Source organism: Mesorhizobium mediterraneum (genome assembly GCF_002284565.1).
In the GTDB taxonomy this organism is placed as follows: domain Bacteria; phylum Pseudomonadota; class Alphaproteobacteria; order Rhizobiales; family Rhizobiaceae; genus Mesorhizobium; species Mesorhizobium mediterraneum.
Genome location: NZ_NPKI01000043.1, coordinates 17,545 through 41,413, shown reverse-complemented (window position 1 = coordinate 41,413; position 23,869 = coordinate 17,545). Strand labels below are relative to the sequence as shown.

Annotated in this window: 17 protein-coding genes and 4 pseudogenes; 11 read left to right on the top strand and 10 right to left on the bottom strand. The window is 59.1% G+C overall.

The genetic code is table 11. The features are described 5' to 3' along the window. Positions 1 to 10 precede the first annotated feature (10 nt). Entirely contained in the window at positions 11 to 175 is a 165-nt protein-coding gene (locus CIT25_RS37800; protein WP_245330036.1) for a hypothetical protein, read from the top strand. Between the two features lie 145 nt (positions 176 to 320). On the opposite strand, the gene CIT25_RS29585 is transcribed toward CIT25_RS37800, so the two are convergent. Continuing rightward, on the bottom strand, positions 321 to 1,973 hold the full coding sequence (locus CIT25_RS29585; RefSeq protein ID WP_095488698.1) for an MFS transporter: 1,653 nt from the start codon (positions 1,971 to 1,973) through the stop codon (positions 321 to 323). 361 nt (positions 1,974 to 2,334) lie between these two features. On the opposite strand from CIT25_RS29585, the gene CIT25_RS29580 reads away from it, so the two are divergent. Both CIT25_RS29580 and CIT25_RS29575 read left to right on the top strand, forming a co-directional pair. Continuing rightward, complete coding sequence (locus CIT25_RS29580; protein WP_280953397.1) at positions 2,335 to 2,796, top strand: Ros/MucR family transcriptional regulator; 462 nt, start codon at positions 2,335 to 2,337, stop codon at positions 2,794 to 2,796. Between the two features lie 277 nt (positions 2,797 to 3,073). Further along, positions 3,074 to 4,420 (top strand): annotated as a pseudogene (locus CIT25_RS29575) (NAD-dependent succinate-semialdehyde dehydrogenase); the annotation flags it as partial. Positions 4,421 to 4,851: 431 nt separating this feature from the next. Here the strand turns inward: CIT25_RS29575 and CIT25_RS29570 are convergent. The 4 genes from CIT25_RS29570 to CIT25_RS29550 all read right to left on the bottom strand — a co-directional run bounded on the left by CIT25_RS29570 (position 4,852) and on the right by CIT25_RS29550 (position 8,093). Next, positions 4,852 to 5,103: a DUF982 domain-containing protein gene (locus CIT25_RS29570; protein ID WP_280953396.1), complete on the bottom strand. Its 252-nt coding sequence runs from the start codon at positions 5,101 to 5,103 to the stop codon at positions 4,852 to 4,854. A 254-nt stretch (positions 5,104 to 5,357) separates the two neighbouring features. After that, positions 5,358 to 6,221: a hypothetical protein gene (locus tag CIT25_RS29560; protein ID WP_095488695.1), complete on the bottom strand. Its 864-nt coding sequence runs from the start codon at positions 6,219 to 6,221 to the stop codon at positions 5,358 to 5,360. A gap of 62 nt (positions 6,222 to 6,283) precedes the next feature. After that, positions 6,284 to 7,513 (bottom strand): type II toxin-antitoxin system HipA family toxin, encoded by a 1,230-nt coding sequence (locus tag CIT25_RS29555; protein ID WP_095488769.1) that lies wholly within the window; start codon positions 7,511 to 7,513, stop codon positions 6,284 to 6,286. After that, a complete protein-coding gene (locus CIT25_RS29550) occupies positions 7,506 to 8,093 on the bottom strand; it encodes a helix-turn-helix domain-containing protein (protein ID WP_095488694.1) in 588 nt (195 codons plus the stop codon). The genes CIT25_RS29555 and CIT25_RS29550 overlap by 8 nt, the downstream gene beginning before the upstream one ends. A gap of 307 nt (positions 8,094 to 8,400) precedes the next feature. Between CIT25_RS29550 and CIT25_RS36570 the strand changes: the two genes are divergently transcribed. Then, positions 8,401 to 9,207, top strand: coding sequence for a hypothetical protein (locus CIT25_RS36570; RefSeq protein WP_158302674.1), 807 nt, complete (start codon positions 8,401 to 8,403; stop codon positions 9,205 to 9,207). A 315-nt stretch (positions 9,208 to 9,522) separates the two neighbouring features. On the opposite strand, the gene CIT25_RS29535 is transcribed toward CIT25_RS36570, so the two are convergent. The 4 genes and pseudogenes from CIT25_RS29535 to CIT25_RS29520 form a co-directional block, all read right to left on the bottom strand. Continuing rightward, positions 9,523 to 10,314 (bottom strand): hypothetical protein, encoded by a 792-nt coding sequence (locus CIT25_RS29535; RefSeq protein ID WP_095488691.1) that lies wholly within the window; start codon positions 10,312 to 10,314, stop codon positions 9,523 to 9,525. Between the two features lie 85 nt (positions 10,315 to 10,399). Further along, positions 10,400 to 10,585 carry a hypothetical protein gene (locus CIT25_RS29530; protein ID WP_245330035.1) on the bottom strand — a complete coding sequence of 62 codons (186 nt, stop codon included), beginning with the start codon at positions 10,583 to 10,585 and terminating at the stop codon, positions 10,400 to 10,402. Positions 10,586 to 11,009: 424 nt separating this feature from the next. After that, positions 11,010 to 11,705: an SMC-Scp complex subunit ScpB gene (gene scpB / locus CIT25_RS29525; protein WP_095488690.1), complete on the bottom strand. Its 696-nt coding sequence runs from the start codon at positions 11,703 to 11,705 to the stop codon at positions 11,010 to 11,012. Positions 11,706 to 11,707: 2 nt separating this feature from the next. Further along, a pseudogene (locus CIT25_RS29520) lies at positions 11,708 to 12,660 on the bottom strand (DUF1403 family protein). Between the two features lie 527 nt (positions 12,661 to 13,187). On the opposite strand from CIT25_RS29520, the gene CIT25_RS29510 reads away from it, so the two are divergent. From CIT25_RS29510 to CIT25_RS29480, 7 genes and pseudogenes are all read left to right on the top strand, one after another. Continuing rightward, positions 13,188 to 14,102, top strand: coding sequence for a LysR family transcriptional regulator (locus tag CIT25_RS29510; protein ID WP_095488688.1), 915 nt, complete (start codon positions 13,188 to 13,190; stop codon positions 14,100 to 14,102). Positions 14,103 to 14,154: 52 nt separating this feature from the next. Next, positions 14,155 to 14,544: pseudogene (locus CIT25_RS29505) on the top strand (transposase); the annotation flags it as partial. Positions 14,545 to 14,901: 357 nt separating this feature from the next. Then, positions 14,902 to 16,032 (top strand): dipeptidase, encoded by a 1,131-nt coding sequence (locus CIT25_RS37230; RefSeq protein WP_206073012.1) that lies wholly within the window; start codon positions 14,902 to 14,904, stop codon positions 16,030 to 16,032. Positions 16,033 to 16,125: 93 nt separating this feature from the next. Continuing rightward, complete coding sequence (locus tag CIT25_RS29495; RefSeq protein WP_095488687.1) at positions 16,126 to 17,421, top strand: NAD(P)/FAD-dependent oxidoreductase; 1,296 nt, start codon at positions 16,126 to 16,128, stop codon at positions 17,419 to 17,421. A gap of 650 nt (positions 17,422 to 18,071) precedes the next feature. Further along, positions 18,072 to 19,656: pseudogene (locus CIT25_RS29490) on the top strand (ABC transporter substrate-binding protein). Positions 19,657 to 19,672: 16 nt separating this feature from the next. Beyond that, entirely contained in the window at positions 19,673 to 20,620 is a 948-nt protein-coding gene (locus tag CIT25_RS29485) for an ABC transporter permease (protein ID WP_095488686.1), read from the top strand. Between the two features lie 9 nt (positions 20,621 to 20,629). Then, the gene (locus tag CIT25_RS29480; RefSeq protein ID WP_095488685.1) at positions 20,630 to 21,433 is read left to right on the top strand and encodes an ABC transporter permease; all 804 of its coding nucleotides are present in this window, start codon (positions 20,630 to 20,632) and stop codon (positions 21,431 to 21,433) included. Between the two features lie 608 nt (positions 21,434 to 22,041). Here the strand turns inward: CIT25_RS29480 and CIT25_RS29475 are convergent. Continuing rightward, the gene (locus tag CIT25_RS29475; protein ID WP_095488684.1) at positions 22,042 to 23,274 is read right to left on the bottom strand and encodes a Rossmann-fold NAD(P)-binding domain-containing protein; all 1,233 of its coding nucleotides are present in this window, start codon (positions 23,272 to 23,274) and stop codon (positions 22,042 to 22,044) included. Between the last annotated feature and the right edge of the window lie 595 nt (positions 23,275 to 23,869).

Below are 23,869 nucleotides of genomic sequence, written 5' to 3'. Positions count from 1 at the left end.
GATCGTCGTCATGCATCCCCACCCCGGGCGGATCGCCACGATCCTGCCCGTCACCGACGCAGTCTCCCGCGACCGCTCCGATCCGAATTTCATTGGCCTTCGCGACGAGGTTTTGTCCCGGCTCGGCGTGTCCCGAACCGAAAACCATGGCGCCGAAACTCGCCGCAGCGGCTGACCGCCGGCATCGCTCGCCTGCTGGAAGCCCCAAAAGCTGAACCGCCCGATTTGCTCACTGTGCGGACCATGATCGAGTGCGCCAATAGCTCGATGCCCCAAAGGGTGATCGATGATCAGTCACCATCCCACCGAAGCCGATGCGATCAACGTCGGAAAAGCAACCCCGTCGACTGATCCCGCTTGCGGGTTCCCCCGGTCGGCCGCTCAATCGAAAGCCTGGTGCGAGGTAAAATCTCTCCCACGTGCAATTCGAGGAGGCGTAGGTCCAGCTCTTTGTCCGCCCCAGTGAGACGATGGTTCAAGCGAAGGAAGTCCATCCAGGTCGGCGTGCGGAATGTCTCCGTCCAATGCAACGGCTCCTGCAGATCGCGCTGGAGATTCCAGTGCCGGGCACCGACGCGGCTTTGCACCCGGCGGCGTTCGCGCATGAGGTCCAGAAAAGCTTCGACATTTGGCTCCGGGATTGAGTACTCGATTTTGACGACGATAGGCCCGCTTCTCGACTTCAAGTCCAGGGCGAGCTCTGGCGTTTCGAAGGCAAGAGGATCGAGGTCAGACTCTATCCATTGACGGATTGGGAGCAGGAACCCGGTGGCGGCAACCAACAGCAGAGCGCCAGCGGAACTCTCCAGCGCCAGGCTGAGCGAATAGTTCTCAGCCACCATACCCCACACCCAGCTGCCGGCGGCGATGCCGCCCGATGACAGGGCAGAGTAGATCGACAGCGAGCGACCAACGACCCACCGTGGGCTCGACAACTGCACGCTTACGTCAAGCCCCGTCCAGGTGACGACCCAGCCCGCGCCGCCGAGGGTGAGGGCAACACTCGCCACGACCAGTGACGGTGTTAAAGCAAGCGCCAGGCAACAAGCGGCGCAGGCTATGCACGCCAGTGTCGTCAGCCGCTCCTGCGATAGCGACTGTCTCAGCACGTTGTTGGAGATGCCGGCGCACAAGGCCCCCACCCCAAATCCGGCCATCAGGACACCATAGGCTATCGGGCCTCCCCCCAGTTGATCACGGGCGACGAGAGGCAGCAGCGCCAGTATCGAGATACTGGTCAGTCCAAATAGAGTTCCGCGCGCGATTGCCGCCTTGATCTCTCCCGACAAGGCCGTGAAGCGCACGCCGTCATGGATGGCCGTGGTCAATGGCTCACGCGGAAGGGGCGAAGAGCGGCCGCTCCATTTACAAATCGCTATTGCCCACAGCATGGCAAAGCAGGTCAGGGTCGCCACCGAGAAAGCCGTCAGCGGTCCGAAAGAGGCTACAACGACGCCTCCGAGCGCCGGACCGATGCTGCGCATGGCATTGTAGCCAACAGAGATAAGTGTGACCGCGGCCGGAACTTCACGCTTTCGCAGGACGTCGCCGACGGAGGCATGCCAAGCTGGATCAGTGAAGGCGGCGCCGCATCCAGCCAAGGAGCTAAATGCGAGGATCATCCATGGATTGTAAAAGCCCAGCCCGACAAGGGCAGTCAGCATTGTCGAAGACAGCGCGATCACGCACCAACCCAGCGCCATCACTTTGCGGCGGCTGAAATTATCGGCAATGGCGCCGGCAAAGATCGACAGAATAAATACGGGCAGCGTCGTGGACGTCTGCACAAGCGCGACCATCACGTCCGAGCTCGAGATGGTTGCCATCACCCAGCTGACCGCTACTGTCTGAAACAGCCAGCCCAAGCTGGAGACCTGTGCGGCAAGCCAGATCACACGAAAAGTGGGGTTCTCCAGCGGTGCAAACGTCGCCGACGAAACTGAAGCCGCGTCCGCACGCGCCATCCTGCTCATTTGGCCGAGCCTCTCTTTTTGTGTACAGGAGCGGTGAAGATCCCCCCTTTGCGCACTTGCCTATGCACAGTGGCAGGATGAGGGCATAATAGATGCCGAGCCGAAGTAATTCTTGACCGCTGTTTCGAAGCCGAACCAAACCATTCTGCTGGAAATTGGCCAAAGCGCCGTGCCGGACCCAAGCGACCGTTCCGCCATCAAGGTTTGAGCGGGTCGCGATGTACCATCGATGTGCGCATGGCTCAGGCCGCGCCTTGAGAACACGATATCAGGGCAGACCTAACGCAACTTTCATTGCGTTCTGGGGCTGCCTTCACTAATGAAGAGGAACTTTGCCGGGGCGATCAGAACAGGAGCATTCGTGACAGAAGAAACCGCGAACAATACTGATCCCGTGATCGAGCTCACCGCCGCCGTCGTATCTGCCTACGTTTCGAACAATCCAGTCCCCGTGGGCGAGCTTCCGGCCCTGATCGCCCAGGTGCATGCCGCGTTGAAGGGCACGATCGGCGGCCTGGTTGCCAAGCCTGAAGCGCTCACACCTGCGGTTCCCATCAGGAAGTCAGTCACGCCCGACTACATCATAAGCCTGGAGGACGGAAAGAAATTCAAGTCGCTGAAGCGGCATCTCTCTACCCACTACGGCCTTACGCCCGACGAATACCGTGCCAAGTGGGGTCTGCCGGCAGACTATCCGATGGTCGCGCCGAACTATGCCGCGGCGCGCTCAGCTTTGGCCAAGACTATCGGCCTGGGTCGAAAGCCTCACCAAGCCGAACAGGCTGCCCCAGCAAAGAGAGCCCGCAATAACGGCGCGGTCTGAACGTTGTTTGGGCGCGCGGACGCAAAGGCGGGAAGACCCCCGCCTTGACTGTAGCCGTCTGGTTTCACCTCCGGCACTCAATGCCGGATACCGGCCGGGTCCAAGAAGGTGCTCAGGAAACAACTGCTTTGTGATGCACAGATCGAGAATGCCGACCATGAGCCTTGCGGCCCGTCTCGACTGCCGCAATGTTGTGGCGCTACCACTTTCACCCAAGCAAAACGTCGCCCTGCCCCAGCGCAATCGTGGGTGTCGCGTTTGGGTCCTCAACCCATAGACCGGCGAATTGCTGGCAGAACTTCCACATATGGGTGCTGAGGAGACGCGCGCAGCGGTCGACAAAGCCTATATCGCGCAAGCTGCACGGGCGGCGTTGACCGCCGGGAACGCAGCGACATGCTCTGGCTATGGCATCAGCTGATCGTCGATCACACCGATGATCTCGCAGCTATCCTGACCGCAGAGACGGGCAAGCCGCTTGCTGAAGCAAAATCGGAGGTAACACATGCGGCCGCGTATCTGCAATGGTACGCTGAAGAGGCCAATCGCATCTATGGCGAGACGATCTCCCCGCCCTCGACGGACCGGCGCATGATCGTGATCAAGCAGCCGATCGGCGTCGTCGGAACAATCACGCCATGGAATTTCCCCGCGTCGATGGTGGCGCGCAAGATCTCGCCGGCGTTGGCGGCGGGCTGCACGATCGTGCTCAAGCCTGCTGAACAAACGCCGCTCGTGGCGGGAGCGATGTTCGCTCTCGCCCACCAGGCCGGCTTTCCCGAAGGTGTTGTCAACTTGGTTTATGCATCTGATGGCGATGCGGTCGGCCGTGAACTTTGCACAAACGCGAAGGTCCGCAAGATCAGCTTCACCGGCTCAACCGAGGTCGGTCGGCTCCTGATGCGACAGTGCTCGGATCAGATCAAGAAGGTCGGCCCCGAGCTTGGCGGCAACGCCCCTTTCATCGTTTTTGACGATGCCGATATCGATGCGGCCGTAGACGGCGCGATGCAGGCGAAGTTCCGCAATGCCGGTCAGACATGCGTTTCCGCCAACCGCCTTTATGTCCAGTCGAACGTCCACGATGAATTCGTCGACAAATTCGTGGAGAAGGTCCGCCGCCTTTCGGTAGGGGACGGCTTCGATCCGGCCGTGGCTGTCGGACCACTGATCGACAAGCGTGCACTTGCCAACATCGAATCCCATATCGCCGATGCCGTCGCAAAGGGCGGTATAGTTCAATGCGGAGGCGAACGCATCGGCAAGGACGGTACGTTCTTCCAGCCGACGGTGCTCACCCAGGTCTCCAGCGAGATGACAGTGGCGCACGAAGAGACATTCGGGCCGTTGGCTCCGGTCATTCGCTTCGATGATGCGGATCAGGTCGTCTATCAAACTAACGACACGATCTACGGGCTGGCCGCCTATTTTTATGCGTCCAACCTCAAGCGCGTGTGGCGTGTGGCGGAAGCCTTGGAATACGGCATGGTGGGCATCAAAACCGGGCGCATGTCCTCCGAAGCAGCCCCCTTTGGCGGCGTGAAGCAGTCTGGTATCGGGCGCGAGGTGGCACGGGCTCGAGGATTATCTTGAAATGAAATACCTCTGCATGGGCGGGATCTGATTCCATGGAAGGGCTGTCAGCGACAGGGGTTTGGTAGTGCTCCAGATTACGACGCGCCCTTTTCCGCGATGTTGCCGAGGAGCATTTCTGTTCAGTAGTTGGCCCGGTCTGCCGGCGGAACCTGTTCAATCCAGGCCGCCTCATACAGGCCATCGATCCACTCTGCTGCACCCCGCCTACGACCACGCGCAAATTGGCAGGCTTCCGATTTTCCGCTTCGAGCGAGAGAAGGAGGGCACCAGGCATGCCGCCCAGAGTTCGCCCATTCCGGTGCAACATCCGGCGCCTTCATAGCCGGGCTGCATTGGCTCGAAGAGCAGGTATTGATGCGCGAGCCAATTTGCTCGTCACAACTGCTGTTCTCCGCCACAGCGAGGAGCTGAATCCCATTCCGCCGCTCTTGCAGATCCCCTTTTTGAGCCCACTTAGCTCTAATCCATGCGTAGAATCTTCGCTTCGAGCGCGGCCGCGACGAAAGCCCGCCGAGCAGCTGGTGGGTGAGCCTCACCACGCAATACCTGTAGACAGGCGTCCATCGCTGCGTTGCGTTTCTTGGTCTGAGAACGGAGATCCCGCATCAAGATAGTTGCCGCGTCATTGACATCGAGCACAATGCGCTCCGAGCCGTGACGGCTGACCTGAACGACGACTGGTCTCTCAAATCTTCTCAAGCCCGTGATCACGCCCCCTCCACCCCGCGGCTACAGGCCGCACTATTCCTCAGCCGAAATTCGGCTGCGTCCCCGCGGCTGAACTTGATCGCTGAAAGATCTCCTGTGACGCCGGCCCGATAAAGCCGCCGGCGAGGCGTGCGGCAAGAAGGGGGAGGGTCAGTATCTGGCGCCCCGTGGCTCCTTCACGAGCCGCATTGAGCCGTTGTATTCGCATGGCCAGCGGCCCGTCGACGACCACGGAATGAATAGACATGGCGCCCGCCTCAGCCCTCTTTCCCGCGCCGAGCGAATGCAGCCTCGAGATGAGTGACCATGCCTTCGAGGGTGTCGCTCAGCCTTTCAAGGTCGGGCTTGCTTATGGATCGCTCTCGGCCGTCGTGATCGCGGCCGTAGCGGTGGACGCAATCGTGCCGCACCGGCACGAACGCCATAAGCGTTTTCTTGGTCGCCTCATCTGGAAAAATGGTCGAGCCGAGGGCGCTCCGATAGTACAGATCGATCTTCACGAAGTTATGGTACATCAGCTCGCGCAACCGCATATGTACCCAATCCCGAAAAGCGTTCGGATTGGACGCGAGTTCAACGACTTCGATCTTGTCCCCAACCCACTCCTTGTTGCCCTTCACCAAAGCTGACATTGCCTTCGGATCGTCGAGCACCAGTCTGATGAGACGATCGCTGAGATATGCTTCGATGGCGGAAAAGTACTGGACGAGCAGCATGCGGTTCAGCGCGTCACCGAGCCCGCGCCCCTCCATCTCGGCTGCGACGTGACCGATGTCGTAGGTTGCGAATTTGAAGATCTTTGCAGGATCCTCCGGCAGGTTCTCGCGCTGGTAGGCTTCCGCTTCCCATGGGCCGTCAGGCTCGTGGGTCGGATCATCGATCACCCTCACATGCGTCTTGTGATCCGCGAGTTCGGCCACGAGGCAGGCCCCGGTGTTTCGGATACTGACAGCGAATTGGTGCTCGCAGCCACTGCAAGTCACCGTCTGTTCGACATAGCCCTGCGCGTCGGACTCCCGGTCCGCCAAGACGTCATAGCTCGGGACTTCCTCAATGGTCTCGCTGCTCGTATCCCCACATCGCGGGCATACAAACTCTAGCGATGGCTCCTGAGGCGACATGTCCTGCCCTCTCGATTGATGGTCGGGTGCTGGGTGCTGACGAACGCTCCCATCACTCCCTACTATGCGAGTTCACTATAGAGCGGCACGGTCGGGGCGTGGGCATCGACCGCCTCCACGACGGTATGCGTGAGGGGAAGGTTGCCCTTCTCGGCCTGCCACGCCAGCCGAAATCGCTGGACGGTTTCGGCGGCGGTGTCGATGACGAGCTTTTCGGGCAGGAGCGCCTTGGCCGCCAGGTGGCGTAGTTCATCGGCATTGAGCTCGGCCATCTTCTTTGTCCGAGAGTAGTTGAGCGCAGCCGTGTCCTCGCCCTTCATATAGGGAATGGTCGACACCAGGTCGTAAGCCGGCGAAAGCGCGGCCGACCGCTGGTCCGGATAGATCAGCGACCAGTTCTTGAGGTGCATGTCGCCATTGCCGATCAACGCGCTAAACACCATCCGCCGGACAAACTCGATGGCCCCGGCGTCTCCCGCTTCCGTGCCGATGACGCGAGCGATGTTTGCGTAGCTCGCTCGCTTGTACTTGTCGTCCGGAAAGACACCGAAGACCTGCGCGAAATCCTCGGTGTGAACGGGGCCGTCGGAGGTGCGGTCGAAACGACTGGCCGCAAGCGCTTGCCCCTTCAACTCGCCGATGCCTTCTGGAATACCGGCGATCGCATTGAGATCGATCAGGTTGATGACGGGCACCTCCATACCGATCATACCGGCGATCGTCATCATCGAGAACTCGTTTTCCGGAACGCCGGCGAACTGCTGGGAGGGGAGCTTGACGATCCAGGAGCCCCCGACGCCCTCGACGGGAATTGTGAGGCCGCCGCCCTTTCCGGCGTTCTCGAACGCGGAGAATTTCAGCTGCACGCCGGCGAGCGAAAAGCGCAAGGCGTTGGGCTTGGCATTCTCCGGCAAGGCATCGTCGGCACCCGGCGGCAGGGCCTCGCCGGCCGCGGGATGGATCGACAGAGCTCCCGGGAGATCGAGGCCCAACACCCAGAGTAGGAAGAATTCCCGCTGCTGGTTCACGCCTGCTCGCTCGGCAAGATAGCGCCGCATGCTTCCCTCGGGCAGCAGGTTCGAGAAAAATGGCGGCACCACTCGCTGGGTGGGTCGAATTTTGGTAATGAGGCCGCCCAGATCGTCCATGAACGAAAGGCTGAGGGTGGGCCGATCCGCGTTCTCGACGTAGGCTTCGTTGAAGGCAAAGATCGTCCGATCTCCCTGCAGATGGGTCAGAGTTCCGATGGGCTCGTTGTAGAGCCGCACCTCGAGAACCGAGACGTCAGGCATCGTCGTCTCCATCCAGCGAGTAGGCCGGCCTCGGCTCAGAGATCGCGCGATGGGCGATGGAATTGCGCAACCGCTGCAGGTTCTGCGCGATCTCTCGGGCGATGGGCGCCGCTTGGTCGCTGGCCTGGTAGCGCTCGAGGCGGGCAATCAGTTCGCGCACCAGCTGCATCTCCTGATCCCCGAGGCTCACCCGGCGTAGGAATCGCAGTGTCTCCTCGATGCGATCAAGGTCGGCCGAGCTCCCGTAGAGGTGCTTCATTTTCTTGACCAAGCGCTCCGCGCGGGCAAAGCGCTTGTCGTTTGGCTGACCGGCGTGGATATGCATGTCTGGCGCTGCTTGGGCCTTGACTAAGCTCAGCACCGCCGGCACTAGTCTCTTCGGCACGAGCATGAGCTCGAGATCGAGCGCTCGGGTCATATCGATGAAGCTCGACAGCCCCGGCTCCATTTTGCCGCTCTCGATTTGCGAGATATGGCTCTGCGTGAGCCCGGCCCTCTCGCTGAGCGCACGCTGACTAACGCCGGAGGCCTCGCGGACCTCGCGAGTTTGCGCGATCAGGCTTTCGCTCTGATAGGACATGATATAGAATCCCGATCACAAATCTGCTGTGATCGGGGTCATATATCTATGATCTGCGGCTCGTGTCAACCGCCTGATATAGAATGATGATTGAAAGCGCTTCATCGATACAAAATAACGCATCAGGATACCGGGCCACCGGCGCTGCGGATGATGAGGGAGTTTGAGGGGTGCCCAGAAAACAATATGAAACGCTCGACGAAGCATTGCGTTCGGTCGAGCGATCTTCTGCGCGCAAGCAAAGGGCGCATGCAAAGCGCGCAGCGGAGACCGCCGCTCGCGTGCCAGGAGAGGGCTACGAGCCGTTGTGAGCTTCATCGACGTGCTGGGCTTCCGCAACCTCCTTGAAACGCGGCATGCCTATGACATTCGTGATGTGCTGCTGCAACTGCGAGAGTTCACCGCGCCGGTCGAAGAACTCCCGATCCGCCGAGTGAAGGAGCCCCGCCTGCTCAGCCGCGCCTTTGCAGACTCTGTATCGGACGCGGTCGTGCGGGTCCGTGTCTTCGATACCCAGTACAATGATGGCGCCTTCTTCCACGAATTGCTCGATCTGCTTCATGCTCAAGTCGAGTGCATTGGGCACGGGGTGGTGATCCGCGCCGGCGTCGCCGTTGGCAAGGCTCATGTCGGACTCGACGGCAAAGGACCGGTTTTCGGGCCTGCTATGGTCCGCGCCTATGAAATCGAGACCGATGAGGCGGTTCACCCCCGCATCCTCGTGGATGAGGCTGCATATCAGAGCTTTCTCGACGATGCGCGGCTGCGCCAGCAGGATCACGACCTCGAGGAGGAGCTGCGACATGTGGACCGTCTGCTGCGGGTCGACGCGGACGGGAAACGCTTCATCGACTATCTTGGGGCAAGCGAGTCCGAGTTTGACGACCCTGCCGGCTATTTCGTTTTCCTCGAACGCCATGCGGAGCTCGTCCGCGGCAAGCTGGCCGCGACGAGCGGCCGCGTACGCGAGAAGTTCGAGTGGCTTGCCGGTTATCACAATTCGATAGTTGACGAGATTATTGCCCAGTTCGGTCGCCGGTCGGCTGAAGCGGTTATGGCAGAATACGACCTCGATCCGATGTCGTTTCTGCGAGGGTTAGTCGTCAGTTCATGAAGGCAATCGGACCGCACTATTAATGGTCTCCGGAACTTCTCAATCGCGGAGAGAACACCGTCGAATGATGGCGGGGCCGCGTCCTTATCATCGGTGGCCATTGCGCGATGGTATGCCCTGATGTCCTTGATCCATCCCCTCATAGGGCATTAGCCGCAAAGTACCTCATCGTGCGGCATCGAAGTTCGCCAATAGGATGCGACCCATAACTTGCAGTGAGCGCCACGCCTCGGTCCAGAACTCCACGTGCGGTCTCAGTCTCACGCATGCAGCCTCGATCAGGGCCGGGAGGGCGTCGAGAACCGAGACACTGGTTCATGTACTGCCTTCTCGCTCGACCGCTCCGGTGAATCGGCGAAGTCCCATTTTTTCCTTCGGGCCGATCAGCAGTCCCAAGCTCGGAAAATCGGAACCGGATTGATCCCGCCAGCCCCAGTCGGGATGCTCGTTCTTCAAATGGGCAAGAGCGGGATTGAAGCGACGCAACGGCCACCCCGTCAGCGCCAGGAGCTCGGGTGATTGGCTTTCACCCGTTTCAAGTATGAGCGACGCAACCTTGGCGGCATCCCGACGGGTTCCCTCGCTACCCCATTCGACCATCACCTGATGATCGAACTGCTCATAGAAACGTTGAGTGGGTCGCAGCCTGTCGGCGCCGATCAGCGACCGTTTATCGACAAGTTCAAACGAGACCAAATCCTCGGCCGCTTCGCGAAGTTCGTCTGCGGTCGTTCCCGGCAGGGCGGCCAACACTTCATCGAGGTCGTGGAAATGTTCCGCTAGGCCGTCTGGACATGCGCGTGCCAAAAACTCAACGAGTCGGGCCGATAGGCCCGCCAGCGTCTCTGCCGGCGGTGAAAGCAGCGCCCAATGGCGATCAAGACGCTTACCGTGTTCATTGGTGCGTTCGGAGATCGCGCGTTGCCACTCTTCGCGATCCCGCGTCGATTTGGAAGGATGGGTAACCTGATAGAGCCGCGCCAAGCCGCCCGTGATTGGGTTTGTTGATGCGATAACCTCGACGAAGGTGCGACCGAGCTCACGCTTGGGGTCCGTGGTGGGGGCAATAATCGGGTCGTTCTTTGCACTGGAGCCATCGTCCGCCATGCTGCGTCCCACTCATTCATAGCTCATATGTCCGTCCCTATTACCGAAGCCACCGCTAGAGGCCCAGCGCCCGTGGCCAGTTCGGCTACTTTTTCTTCAGAAGCTGGCTCAACGACGAGACGCCTTCCCGCTTGAGCAGTGTTGACAGCTTGGCGTCGCCCCGGACCCCGGGGGCGAAGTCCTCGCCGTAGGTCTGACGCAGCGTCTCGACCTTGGTATTTCCATGTTTTTCGCTGATTCGTTCGTCCTGATCGCGGTTGGCGGCCGTCAAGTCCCGGTTCACGCATGTGGCGCACTCCATCTAGTGGATGAGTGGATTAAAAGCACACCATATGGTGCCACAAACGTGACAAAACCGCAATATTGCCGCCTGCCGGCGCTGTGACGGTGGCCGCACTTGACACAGCGACCCTGCAAGATTTCTCCCGTAAGAGGCGTCTGGTGAAACGGCAGCCGTCCAAGTCCGGCTTCCGCAGCAGAAAGGCACCCGATCCTGTCGAGCCTATGCATCTTCGCCGTCGCGGGTGGCGGTAAGGCATGGGCAACGCGGCCGTCTTGTCCCGTTGCTGCCCGCGCCTTTCGCTTCGCTCCCGTGTTAGGGACAATCCCGCCTAAGCGTCGCCCCCTTTCCGTGCACCGTCCCTGGGGGGTGCACGATGCCGAGTGCCTTCACGTCAATACGGGCCACCGAACAGTCAATACTCGATCTTTGGGTCGACGTTTTGACGGTTAGAAGAAAACCCAAGCACGATGTCGCCCGCCAGCAGCTTCTCCTTCGACAGCAGCCCAGCGTCTTCGAGCGCCTCGAAGTCCGGCAGCTGGCGCAGCGTGTCGAGCCCGAACTGCAACAGAAAATTTTTGGTCGTCACATAGGTATAGGGCGCCCCCGGCTGCGGGCTACGCGGCCCCGAGGCGATCAGGTCTTGCGCGCGCAGCACGCCGATCAGATCGCGCGACACCTCCTTGCCGAAGAAGGAAGACAGCTCGCCACGCGTGATCGGCTGGAAATAGGCAATGCACATCAAGACAAGCGCCTCCGTCTGCGACAGTTCTTTTGCCCCCTCGCCCGCTGCCGTGCCGAAGGCGGCGCGGATTGCGTCACCAAAAATTTTCTTGGTCCGGTGCTGCCAGCCGCCGGCGACCGCGACCAACTCGTAGGGGCGCCCGGCGAGCTCAGCGCGGATGTCGTCGGGGATCAGCTCGAGATTGCAGTTCTTCCCCACCACCCGCGCGAGGACACTGCGTGTCACCGGTTCGCTGGCGGCGAAGATCACCGCTTCGACGCGGCCCATCCACTCGCGCCAGCGCAGTTCTGACGGCAGGTGATCCAGTTCCGTGTCGAGCAGCACAGGCTGAACGTTCGGCTTGCGGCGGGCGGAGGCTTCGCTCATCGCTACAGCCCAAACAGCCGAAAGGTGGTGCGGCCGGAGAGCTCGCGCACGGCGTCGAGTTGTTGCAGCCGCTCGAACAAGCGCCGCGCGGCAAAACGAGACAGGGTTTTGGTCGTCAGCGATCCGGAGACGGCGTCTTCACTGAGAAGCAAAAAAATCACGTCGCCGGCGCCTTTCACGCGCAGCTTTGGCGCCACCACTAGAAGTTTTTCGGCACGACGCGATAGCTCGGCGGCCAGCCGGCAGGCGTCTGCCGCCGCCGCAACCAGCGCCAGGCAAACCGCGCGCTCGAAACTTTTTTCGCCGGGCCGGATGCGCTTGCCGCCGGCCTCGCCGCGAAAAGCCGGACCAAAGGCCTGAGCCATCAGCAGCGGCAGCGGCCGCGGCCAGCGCAGGCCTTGCGCCAGCACCAGGTCGGCGAGCCACCAGGCCAAGAGCTCGGCATCGGGCCGCATGGCGACGACGTGAGCGGCGATCGCCGCCGCGGCGAACGGCGCCGGCCGCTGCGATGCCGCCAGGTTTTCGATCTCTGTGGAAAGCGCGGCGAACGCCGCGTCGCCCCAATGGTGTCCGAGCATCTCGACGATCTTTTCGAGCCGCTCGGCGCCGGCAACGGGCGGCTGCGCTGCCAACTGCCGCCAGCCGCAAAATAGCACCGGTGGGGGCCGGGATCGGCGCGGGCCCGGCAAAGCTGCCAGGCGTCGCGCAGGGCGGCCGCGTCCTCGGCGCGGCCGGCGAGCCGCATGCTGGCAGCGGCGCAATTGAGCGCCAGCCGCTGGCGCCAGGCCCCGGCCCAGCTGACTTGCGCGCGGGCCAGACTGTCGAGCGAAGCCAGGGCGGCGCCGGCCTGGAAGGCGGCGTCCGCATCGTTGAGCGCGCCGCCGCCGGCGAGCGCCCAGGCCGGGACGGTCGGCGGCGCGGCGGGGCTGGCGGTCGCGGGATCGAGGCGAATCATGATTTTGGAGGGTAAAGCGCTCGTGCGCTTTGCGCCATGATTGTCGCGCCAAAACGCACAGCCTGTCGGCGTGGTGGCGCATAAACTGACCTATTGTAATATTTATATATGCGCGCGATACCGACACTGCCCCCGTAACTTCTATTCGCGGGCCGACTTAACTGTGTCAGCTTGTTTAGCGCATTGTGACTCTCCTCATCGGGCACACGGGCGCCATAGGCCATACCCTGCTTGTCGCCTTAAGACCGAACACGCACGGTTGACTGACCATGAGCGCCTTCAGCCAATGCCACGCGCCGTCGGCGCCACAGCGGTCGCGCAAACGCGGCTTTATCTTAGAGGAACCGATCAGGTCCCAGCCCATTCGAAAGCCATCATATACTCAGATATTGGGTTCTCGTAGCTTTTGGCAGCTTCGTTTTCCTGCATGTCGTTCGGTCGCGCGTGAACTGCGAAGCTGGTAGATTGATAATCACTTCGATGCTAGATGATGCTTGTCTAACGACTTTTTGGTACGGTCTGATGCAATGATGAGATCGCCAAGGATAAGCCTTCAGCAACTTCGCGCGTTGGTTGCGGTAGACGACGAAGGGGGTTTCCGGCGCGCTGCTGAGCGCCTGAATACATCGCAATCTGCTGTCAGTCGGACAATTCAGACACTTGAGGCTGAGTTGGGGGTGCCTGTGTTTGAACGCAGCGCTCGTGGGGTGAAGCCAAGTTCTGTAGGTTTCAAATTGCTGCAATACGCCAGGACGATTGTCGGAAATCTGGATGACATCTCGATCAAAGCGTTGACTGCCATCAGGGGAGAGGTTGGACAGTTGAGAATAGCTTACAACGAAATCTCGATCCACACCTTTTTGCCGAAAGTACTGGCACGGTTTTATAAACTCTACCCCGGCGTGGACTTACGCCTGAGCAGTCAAGGTACATCCGAGATGGCACCTGAAAACACTCCGGGCACCATTAGCAGTGGCGAGGTTGACATAGGCTTTCTAGTAGGACCCATAGTTGATAGTGATCTGGAACAATTCCATCTGTTTGAAGATCAAATGGTTATGGTATCTGCTAAATGTCATCCGCTGGCACGCAAAAGATCTGTCTCTGCGTTCGATTTAAAGAATGAGCATGTACTGCTGTGGTCGAGCGAGTCATGGCAGATTTATACCCGCCGCATAAACAACATTTGCCGTGAAGCTGGGTTCTTGCCGCGACCCTCCATCATGATGCAAGACAACGACAGCGCTTTGGCGCTTGTCGAGGAAAACATTGGAATAATTTTGATTCCTCGGTCCGTGGCCGCTATGTACGCAGATCGGGTCGCAGCTGTGCCATTGCGTAACAATCCGGAACCATTTCACATTTTTGCTGCTTGGCGAAAAGACAATACGGCTCCAGTTCTCCGAAATTTTATTCGCGTCGTAACCGGTGAGGAGTCATAAACAAATCTCAGTAAGGCAGCCTGGCATCAAAGGATGCTGGCGCGTGCTGAATCCGGGAGCTCTGCGGCTGACGGGCATGACTGCGCCCTTCATCTACGACGGCGCCATGAACGCCAACGTGTTCCTGGCCTATGTCGAGCAGGTGCTGGTCCCGACATTGTCGGAGGGCGAGGTGGTCGTCATGGACAACCTGCCCGCCCACAAGGCCGCCGGCGTGCGCGACGCGATCGAGGCCGCAGGCGCGAGCCTGCTCTACCCGCCGCCTTACAGTCCCGACTTCAATCCGATTGAGAACGCCTTCGCCAAACTCAAGGCGCTGCTGCGAGCAAAGGCCGAGAGAACCATCAAGGCGTTGTGGGACGCGGTCGGCGCGGTCGTCGACCTCTTCACCCCAGCCGAATGTGCCGGCTACTTCAAAGCCGCAGGATATGAACCGGATTAAACAGGACGCGCTCTAGGTACGGCCGCTTTGAGGCTTGAGCGTAAGACCGATGCTTAGCAACTGTTCTGCAAAGCTCCTTGAGGAGACAAAGGAGGACGTGCAGTGCTTCTCGCGCTTTCGGGATAAGCTAATCACATTTCATAAGCGAAATCTGCTTACCGGAAGGCCTCGGCTCACGCATTAGGCAATGCCCCGGGACCCGCCCGCTGTGGGCCTGAAGCTGCGAGACCGCGCCCGCAATATTGATCCTCCAGGTTCGTGACAGCCCGCGGTTGAAAAGCGCACCGGATGCTTTGGTGTGCAAAACGGCTGGATACGAATGGGCCCAATTGCCGACCCTTCAATACTGATCTCAGTTTGTCATCACGCTATCTCAATTCGCTGTTGGACAAGCCTCATAACGCTCGTGAAATTGCGCCATCCGAATTTCCAAAAGGCGTGATTTCGATGGATGTAAGCCGGCTGAGCGTAGATGAACTCTTTCAAAACAGTATCGTTTGGGATGCACATTGCGGAATGGACCCGCAGGTGCCGATCGACGTCAACTCGCTCGAACGTATTCGGAAGGCAGGGTTCACATATGTCAGCACCAACGTGGGTTACGACGTGTTGCCATGGCAAGAGACATTTCCGGTGATCGCCGGCTATCGCCGCTTCCTGAGCGAGAACACTGACAAGTACACCCTCGTCTCTAGCATCGCAGACGTCCTCGCCGCCAAACGAGACGGGAAGCTTGCGGTCTCCATGGATATCGAAGGCGTGTCCGCGCTAAACGGCACGACGGATCTCGTCGAAACCTACCACCGATTGGGAGTGCGCCAAATCAGCTTTGTCTACAACAAAGACAATGCCGGCGGCGGCGGCTGCCACGGTGAAAACACCGGAATTACTCACTTCGGTCGAGCGGTGATCAAAGAGATGAACCGGGTTGGCATGCTTATAGATGGGACGCATTGCGGCGCGAGAATGTCGATCGACATGGCCGAAACGTCATCGAAGCCGATTATCATTAGTCACTCAAACAGCCGGGTACTACACGATCATCCACGAAATATCTGGGATGAACAGGCGATTGCTTGCGCAAACACGGGCGGCGTAATCGGGATTACTGGAATTCGGCTATTCTTGGCAAAAGTAGGCGACAGTACGTCTGACCTAGATCTTCTTGTGCGCAATATTGACTATTATTGCGAGCTGGTCGGGCCCGAACATGTAGGCATCGGAACCGATTTCGCAGAAATCACGAAGGCCTTGGAAACCCGGTTCGAGACGCCAAAGATTACTGGCCGCCGGCACATTAAGTGGATCGGACATTGGCTTCGTCGACATCGAAGTTTTCCCGAAAATCACTGCCGCCCTGTCAGCTCGAGGCTACACCAACAAGGACATCAGCGGAATCCTCGGTGCCAATTTCATGCGCGTCGCTGCGATGAACTGGGAGTAGCACTTCGCAACCAGGGGCCGCCGCCTGGACCTTCATCGGGGTAAACTATCGGCGGCCGGAACAATGAATTTCTCCCAGACACTCGACGATCTGATCGCGGGCAACGACTGAGATACACTAAGGGGCTCCGATCTCAAATGGCGAAGAATGCATCCGACAAAAGCTACGATGTGGCCATAATAGGCGCCGGGATCGTCGGCTGTTCAACAGCCTTCTACTTGGCACGACGGGGCATACGTGTGGCGGTTTTTGACCGCGGGCCGATTGCCGGGGAACAATCTAGCCGGGCTTGGGGATTCATCCGCAAACAAGGACGACACCCAGCGGAAATCCCTCTCGCCGCGGAAGCCTCGTTACTTTGGGACGAAATCACGGAAGAATTCGGGTTTGATTCAACGCGACGCGTGAAATCGGGCATCCTCATGCCCGCAGAAACAACCGAAGACGAAGCCTTAGTAGAAGCAAGCTACCTGGACGCTCAGAAACACAACCTCACTTCAGAAATCCTGGATAGCAAGAGACTGACGCAAAAGCTGCCCGAACTTTCCGGCAACTGGCGATGCGCGCTCTACACACCCGATGACGGACACGGTGATCCCGAGGCATCGACGCGCACATTCGCCCGCGCGGCGCAGGCGGCGGGGGCGGAGCTCTTCAGCGATCAGGCCGTCACTGGCTTTATCAGAGTGAACGGCAGAGTGTCTGGCATTCGAACTGAGAGGGGTGAGCAGTATTGTGACAAAGTGGTTGTAGCTAGCGGGATCGGCTCGAGGAAGTTTCTGACCAAACTAGGCTACAATCTTCCAATTCAGATCATCAGATCATCGGTAGGTCGAACTTCGACTACCAAGCCCTTTACCGAGATAGCTATGTGGGCGCCGACGACTGCCTATCGACCCAGGCCGGACGGCTCCTTCATCATCGGCAACGGCTATCGGAACGCCGGAACCAACTACGATCTAACCCTCGAAGCGTTCACGAATCTCCGTTACTTCCTTCCTGCACTTCGACAGAACCAAGGCCTTCTACGTTTGGGTCTGGGACAAGATACGATCAGAAGCTTCAAAGATCTCCTGCCTGGCATTGGGAAATACAAGCCGCTTCCGGAGCCAGCAACGAATCTCAGAAAAGTGAAGCAAAATTTCGCCGAGTTCCGGGCCCTTTTTCCCCATATTAGCGACTTGGTCCTAGTAGAAAGCTGGGCTGGGCGGATCGATCTTACGCCAGACTTGATACCAGTTATCGACCGCTTGCCAGGCAATTGGAACGTTTTAGCAGCTTGTGGTTTTAGCGGTCATGGCTTCGCGCTCGGACCGATCGTGGGCAAGCAAGTCAGTCAATGGATTATCGACGGAACACCATCTTTGGACTTAACGAGGTTCAAGTGCTCCAGGTTTGCTGACGGTGATTTTGAATTGATCAAGGCGGCCTGAGGAACAAGCGCGTAGGCACATCATCTGCCCACCAAGTGTGGCCTAAAACTCGGCTAGCAGGCAGCCGCCTCGAGTGTTCGGACATTCGGCATTAGTCGCGCGACGGTAGTTGGAGATAGAATCGACGCGGATTTTAGTCGCACTGGAGGCCGATGAGGTATCGAGGGTCGCTTGGCAGATGTGTTGTCCTATGATCGTGAAGCTCAATTGACTCTGCGCCCGGCGCGTTGTGCAATGCTGAGCTTTTGGCAGGCGGATTTCGTGGAGGGTTTTTCGTCGCGTAACCCCGCTGATCACGGGAATTAACAAATGCAGTCGACGGTCCGGCGCGTCGACGTCACTAGGCGAGCCAGGTAACCCCGTTGCCATGTACCAAATCAGATCGCAGCGGAATCCGGAACCGCTTCCGTCGTTTGCTGCAGGGCCAAAAGACAATTCAGCGCCAGCTCTTCGGACCTTTCTACCCGCGTCCTTAAGGGCAATGGATCGCAGAACTAGAAACAAAGCGCCCCACCGCCGAACGCTTGTCACACCGTTCGGCGCCGATATCATTTTCTCATCACGCTATATCAATTCGTTGTTGGACAGGCATTGTAAGGTGCGCCAAACCCAAGCAACAGCCATGAAGGCCCACACGATGGGGAATTACGATGAATGAAGAAATCCGTTTTCTCAGTGAAAGCGTCGCGACAGGCAAATTGTCTCGGCGTGAGTTTTTCGGTCGTGCGGCCGCGATCGGTGTTGGCGCCGCCTTCGCGAACACCATGCTAGCGGCTGCGGCGCGCGCCGAAGGGCCCGGTCATGGGCGGCGTGCTTAAGGCCGGCATGCAGGGTGGGGCGGCCACCGACAGTCTTGATCCTGCGATCTTCGAGAGCCAGGTCGCCTATTTCTTTGGCCGCCAATGGGGCGAGCAGCTCGTGCAGATCGGCGCCAAGCGCGAACTCCAGCCCGCGCTCGCCGAGGAATGGGGCGCGTCAAAGGACGCGAAGACCTGGACCTTCAAAATCCGCAAGGGTGTCCAGTTCCATAACGGCAAGGAAATGACTCCGACGGACGTACTCGCCACAATGGAGCGCCATTCCGACGCCAATTCCAAGTCTGGCGCGCTCGGCATCATGCAGGGCATCGACAAGATTGCCGTCGACGGCCAGGACGTGGTCTTCACACTCAAGGAAGCCAATGCCGACCTTCCCTTCCTGATGGACGACTACCACCTAATGATCCAGCCCAATGGCGGCAAGGATAATCCGACCGAAGGCATCGGCACCGGTCCTTACAAGGTCACCGTCAATGAAGGCGGCGTCCGCCTCGGCGGCGAGAAATTCGCCAATTACTGGCGCAACGACCGCGGCTTCGCGGAGCAGATTGAGATCATCGTCATTAACGATACCACCGCCCGCATGTCTGCGCTGCAGAGCGGCCAGGTCCACATGATCAACCGGGTCGAACCCAAGGTGGTGGAACTTATCAAGCGTGTCCCAGGGATCACGATCCGCAACGTTAGTGGCCATGGCCACTACTTGTTCCTCGCCCATTGCAACACTGCCCCTTTCGACAACAACGACCTGCAGCTCGCGCTGAAATACGCCATCGACCGCGAGGAGCTCGTACAGAAGATCCTGAAGGGCTACGGCTCCGTCGGCAACGACACGCCGATCAACAAGTCATATCCACTCTTCACGGAGATGGAGCAGCGCACGTTCGATCCCGACAAGGCAGCTTTCCACTACAAGAAGTCCGGGCACTCGGGATCGGTGCTCCTTCGCACCTCCGACGTCGCCTTCCCGGGTGCCGTCGACGCCGCCCAGCTTTACCAGCAGAGCGCGGCCAAGGCTGGCATTACCCTTGAGATCAAACGCGAACCCGGCGACGGCTACTGGTCCGAAGTGTGGAACAAGCAACCCTTTTCTGCGTCCTACTGGGGCGGTCGTCCAACTCAGGACCAGATGTATTCCACTGCGTACTATTCCAAGGCCCAGTGGAATGATACCCGCTTCTTCAACGAGAAGTTCGACAAGATGCTGTTCCAGGCGCGCGGCGAACTCGATGTCGACAAGCGCAAGAAGCTCTATGCCGACATGGGCCAAATCGTCCGTGACGAAGGCGGCGCCATCGTCCCGATGTTCAACGACTTCATCGACGCCACTGGACCGCAGGTTGGCGGCTGGTATGAGGACGGCAACCAGGAAATGATGGGGGGCTACGCACTTTCCAAGTGCTGGCTGCAGATCTGAGACACGCCCCGCGCTCATGTCATCTTCAATCGTGAAGCTTATCGCCCAGCGCGTTGCGCTGGGCATCATCTTGCTTTTGGCCATTTCGGTCCTGATCTTCGCCGGCACCCAGATTCTGACCGCCGACGTCGCGCAAGCCATTCTCGGACAATCGGCGACACCGGAGTCGCTTGCCAATTTGCGTGAGCAGCTCGGGCTGAACGACCCGGCGTATGTCAGGTATTGCCACTGGCTGACCGGCGACCTGGGCACCCCCATGTCGAGCGGCCAGGATATCGCGACCTCGATCAAGGGCCGGCTGTGGAACACACTGTTCCTCGCCTTCTGGGCGGCGGTCGTCGCGGTGCCGCTGGCGATCATCCTCGGCCTGATCGCGGTGCGCTACCGCAATGGCTGGGTGGACAAGCTGATCTCCGGACTGGCGCTGGCCTCGACCTCCTTCCCCGAGTTCTTCATCGGCTATCTCCTGGTCTATTTCTTCGCCGTGAAATGGCAGATCTTCCCCGCCATCTCGACCGTCTATGACGGCATGCCCTTTGGCGAGCGCATGCAGGCCATCGCCTTGCCGGCGACCGCACTGACGCTGGTCGTGCTTGCCCACATGATGCGCATGACGCGCGCGGCGATCCTCAACGTCATGCAGTCGGCCTATGTCGAGACCGCGGAGCTCAAGGGGCTTTCAGCCTTCGCGGTCATCCGCAGACACGCCTTTCCGAACGCCATCGCGCCGATCATCAACGTCGTCATGCTCAACCTCGCCTATCTCATCGTCGGCGTCGTCGTGGTCGAGGTGATCTTCGTCTATCCCGGCATGGGGCAATATCTGGTCGACCACGTCACCAAGCGCGACGTGCCTGTCGTGCAGGCGGTCGGCCTGATCTTCGCGGCCGTCTACATCAGCCTCAACATCATCGCGGACATAGCGGCGATCATCGCCAATCCGCGTCTCAGACATCCAAAGTGAGGGGCGGGCATGCTTGACATAAGACGCATCCCCATTCCCGCCTTGATCGGACTGGTGCTGACCGCGCTGTTCGTGCTGGCGGCGATCTTCGCACCGTGGATTTCACCGCACGACAATGCCGAGATCGTCGGCGACGTCTGGGAACCGATGTCGGCGGCGCACTTTCTGGGCACCGACAATCTCGGCCGCGATCTGCTGTCACGCATGATCTACGGCGCCCGCATCACGCTGTTCATCGCCGTGCTTGCTACGGCGCTGTCCTTCTCGCTCGGCGCCATTCTCGGTTTCTCGGCGGCGGTGTTCGGCGGCTGGTTCGACACCATCCTGTCGCGCCTCATCGATCTCCTGATGTCGATCCCGACGCTGATCGTGGGCCTGGTCGTGCTTTCGGTGCTGCCGACGAACCTGGTGACGCTGATCCTGGTGATGGGCATTCTCGATTCGACCCGGGTCTACCGCCTGTCGCGCGCGGTCGCCGTCGACATCAACGTCATGGACTATGTCGAAGCCGCCAAGCTGCGCGGCGAAGGCAGCGCCTGGATCATCTTCCGCGAGATCCTGCCCAACGCGCTGTCGCCGCTGGTCTCGGAACTCGGCCTGCGCTTCATCTATGCCGTGCTGTTCCTGTCGACCTTGTCCTTCCTCGGCCTTGGCGTGCAGCCGCCGGACGCCGACTGGGGCGGCATGGTCAAGGAGAACAAGGACGGCATCGTCTTCTGCATCGCCGCGGCGCTCATCCCGGCAATGGTTATTGTGCTATGGGATTTCCATCGGTGCGGCTCCTCTATGCCGGCCGACCGAGGACCGTGCTGAAGCCTGGTATGCCGGTCAACAGGGGCGCGGCTTTTTTCTTTCACATGTGTCGCCATGGACCACGATGCGGTGGGCATTGTGGACGTTGTCCGGCTTTTGCGAAATGCGCAGCAGAGTCAGGAACGAGCAGAACACGTAACCGCGGATCGCCTCATGTGAACTGTGATAGAGTCCGGGTGTGCATCAGCGCCTGGGATTGCCAGGAATTCTGTGCGCGAGGCCGTTTTCGTCACTGGTTGACGAGCCTTTCACCGAAGACGACGCTGCAGATATGTTGGGTCGCCAGCATCGTCAAAAAATATGATTCCCGAATGACTGTCCCGTATCACGCCCTCAAAGCGCGGGCCTTCTCCGTTCACAAGATGCCTCCCCTGCATTGTGCGTACCGTTGGTCGGCAGACACGTCATTGCGAGATCGTCAGAAGCCAATCCAGGCGCATCAAATCCGCTCTCAAAGCTGAACTCCAAAAGCCAATCATCCGCGCCCAATCAGGCTGTGCAACCCCGACCAGCTCCGCCCGTATTAGCGGCGCTCACCGTGTGCCCTTCACCACCCCATACCAGAGCCCCTTTTGCGCGGAATGCGGGGGCCGAATACGCACTCATTGTCATACCGTATATTGTTGCCCATTTTGAATATTCTTAACGCCTACATGGCCGGACATCGCTTCAACAACATTGCTCAGAGGCCGATACGGCAAGCCTTTCTTCTCCGCCGACAGCGCGTGAGTCAGGTGACCACCGTAGCAACAGACTCCGTTACGCAGGCTTTCATGTTCAGTGATGGCCTGCAAGGATTCGAGACTGGCGATGTATCGAATGTAAGGGAAAGTTCCCGCTGTGAGCAGCCGGGTCGCGGTGTTAGCCACCATTGACGGAATATGATCGCAGTTGTAATGCACGACGTTCTCTTCGAAATACGAGTGGTAGAGCGAAGCAGAAGAAATACAGGTTTCGACCAAATCGCGATCACACGCAGTACAGTCGCACAAAATGCTGCCTCTCTGCATGGCTTTAACCATGCCTCTGTCGATCAGGTACTCCATTCTCCGCTTCGGAAGATCGGAGCGACGCACCGCACAATTGAGGACGATGTCCATCTCCTGCAGTGCCGCCGCAATGGTGCCCTGAGTGCGTGAAGGATCCTTGTTATTCATGACGATCAGTTTCGTGCCGGTTGCGCCGATGTAGTCGACGCCCACGGTTTCGAAGCGCGCGTTGGCTTTGCAATTGAAATCCTCCTGGCCTCGAGCGACAACGGTCAAGGCAACCCCGAGGTCCGACAAGTATTTGAATGCGGACAGACCGATATTGCCGCATCCGATGATCAGGGCCTGCCCTCCGGGGAGAAGGTTCTCATTTCGCGGGCAGAACACTCCTTTTTCCTTTGAGCACAACTCCAACGCCCGCTGGGCGAAGAGATAACCTGTCAGTCGGCTCATAGGCTCAAGCAATGGATACTGGCCACCTTTTCCCACCCACTCGTAAGCAATCCCGAGAAACCCTCTACTGATGAGTTCAGAGATATCCCGAGGATCAATGTTCTCATCAAAATGCAGATACGTGAAGAGGATGTGATGCGGAGCATAGTCAGAATATTCTGAGCGCAGCGGTGCCTTCACCTTGAGGAGGAGCCGCGCCCGGGCCAAGACCTCATCTTTCGCCGCAACCTTTCCTCCGCATGCCAGATAATCCGCATCCGAGAATCCAGCCCCTTCCCCGGCACCGATTTCGACATAGATGTCGTGACCGAGGCGCGAAAGAGCTTGCGCCTGGATCGGCTGGAGTGCGACACGCCGCTCGTCTTCTTTGATTTCCTTCAAAACACCGATCTTCATCATTGAAAACTCCCCTTGCAGTCTTCGGTCACGCTGCACTCCAATCCGCTGCCGTGACTATGCCGCTCGAGTGTGGCCGCCGAGTTTTGGTGTGCCACTTTGTGCGCGCGGTCTGGCCCGCGGGCGTCGCCTTGACGCAGGGTCGGTTCTTAGTATCAGACGATAGGCCGAGCCGCGGCGGAGCAAGAAGCAGGGACAACGGGGTCACCGATACGAATTAATCTCGGTCCGCGAGTTGTCGCTCGAGCCGCGGGCTGCTCCTAGAGAGGATTAGAGGTTTTCCTAGCTCCCACGACGAGTTTCCTCGCGCCACCCAGGAAACACGCTCTCTTGAGGGGACCAAAGAAAACTGAACGGAAACTCCGATTGCGTACCTTCGAAGCTCCGAGGCAATCATTCGTCCGCTGTCCATAATCTCTTCTCCACAGTCAATTTTGCGTTTGCTCTATGTTTACTGGAACACAAGCTACAGCTTACGGCTCTTTCGAGGTGGGGGACCATCAAATCTCTACTCCATCCTCAGATGAGTATCAAGTTATGTTATGTTAAGGTCAATTTGCTAAAGTGTCATGAAAGTGTATGCATTTATAGAGAAACG

Coding starts and splice junctions, on each gene's coding strand:
- CIT25_RS37800 (WP_245330036.1), top strand. CDS start 11: ATGCATCCCCACCCCGGGCGGATCGCCACGATCCTGCCCGTCACCGAC.
- CIT25_RS29585 (WP_095488698.1), bottom strand. CDS start 1,973: ATGAGCAGGATGGCGCGTGCGGACGCGGCTTCAGTTTCGTCGGCGACG.
- CIT25_RS29560 (WP_095488695.1), bottom strand. CDS start 6,221: ATGTCGCCTCAGGAGCCATCGCTAGAGTTTGTATGCCCGCGATGTGGG.
- CIT25_RS29555 (WP_095488769.1), bottom strand. CDS start 7,513: ATGCCTGACGTCTCGGTTCTCGAGGTGCGGCTCTACAACGAGCCCATC.
- CIT25_RS29550 (WP_095488694.1), bottom strand. CDS start 8,093: ATGTCCTATCAGAGCGAAAGCCTGATCGCGCAAACTCGCGAGGTCCGC.
- CIT25_RS29535 (WP_095488691.1), bottom strand. CDS start 10,314: ATGGCGGACGATGGCTCCAGTGCAAAGAACGACCCGATTATTGCCCCC.
- scpB (WP_095488690.1), bottom strand. CDS start 11,705: ATGAGCGAAGCCTCCGCCCGCCGCAAGCCGAACGTTCAGCCTGTGCTG.
- CIT25_RS29510 (WP_095488688.1), top strand. CDS start 13,188: ATGATGAGATCGCCAAGGATAAGCCTTCAGCAACTTCGCGCGTTGGTT.
- CIT25_RS29495 (WP_095488687.1), top strand. CDS start 16,126: ATGGCGAAGAATGCATCCGACAAAAGCTACGATGTGGCCATAATAGGC.
- CIT25_RS29485 (WP_095488686.1), top strand. CDS start 19,673: ATGTCATCTTCAATCGTGAAGCTTATCGCCCAGCGCGTTGCGCTGGGC.
- CIT25_RS29480 (WP_095488685.1), top strand. CDS start 20,630: ATGCTTGACATAAGACGCATCCCCATTCCCGCCTTGATCGGACTGGTG.
- CIT25_RS29475 (WP_095488684.1), bottom strand. CDS start 23,274: ATGATGAAGATCGGTGTTTTGAAGGAAATCAAAGAAGACGAGCGGCGT.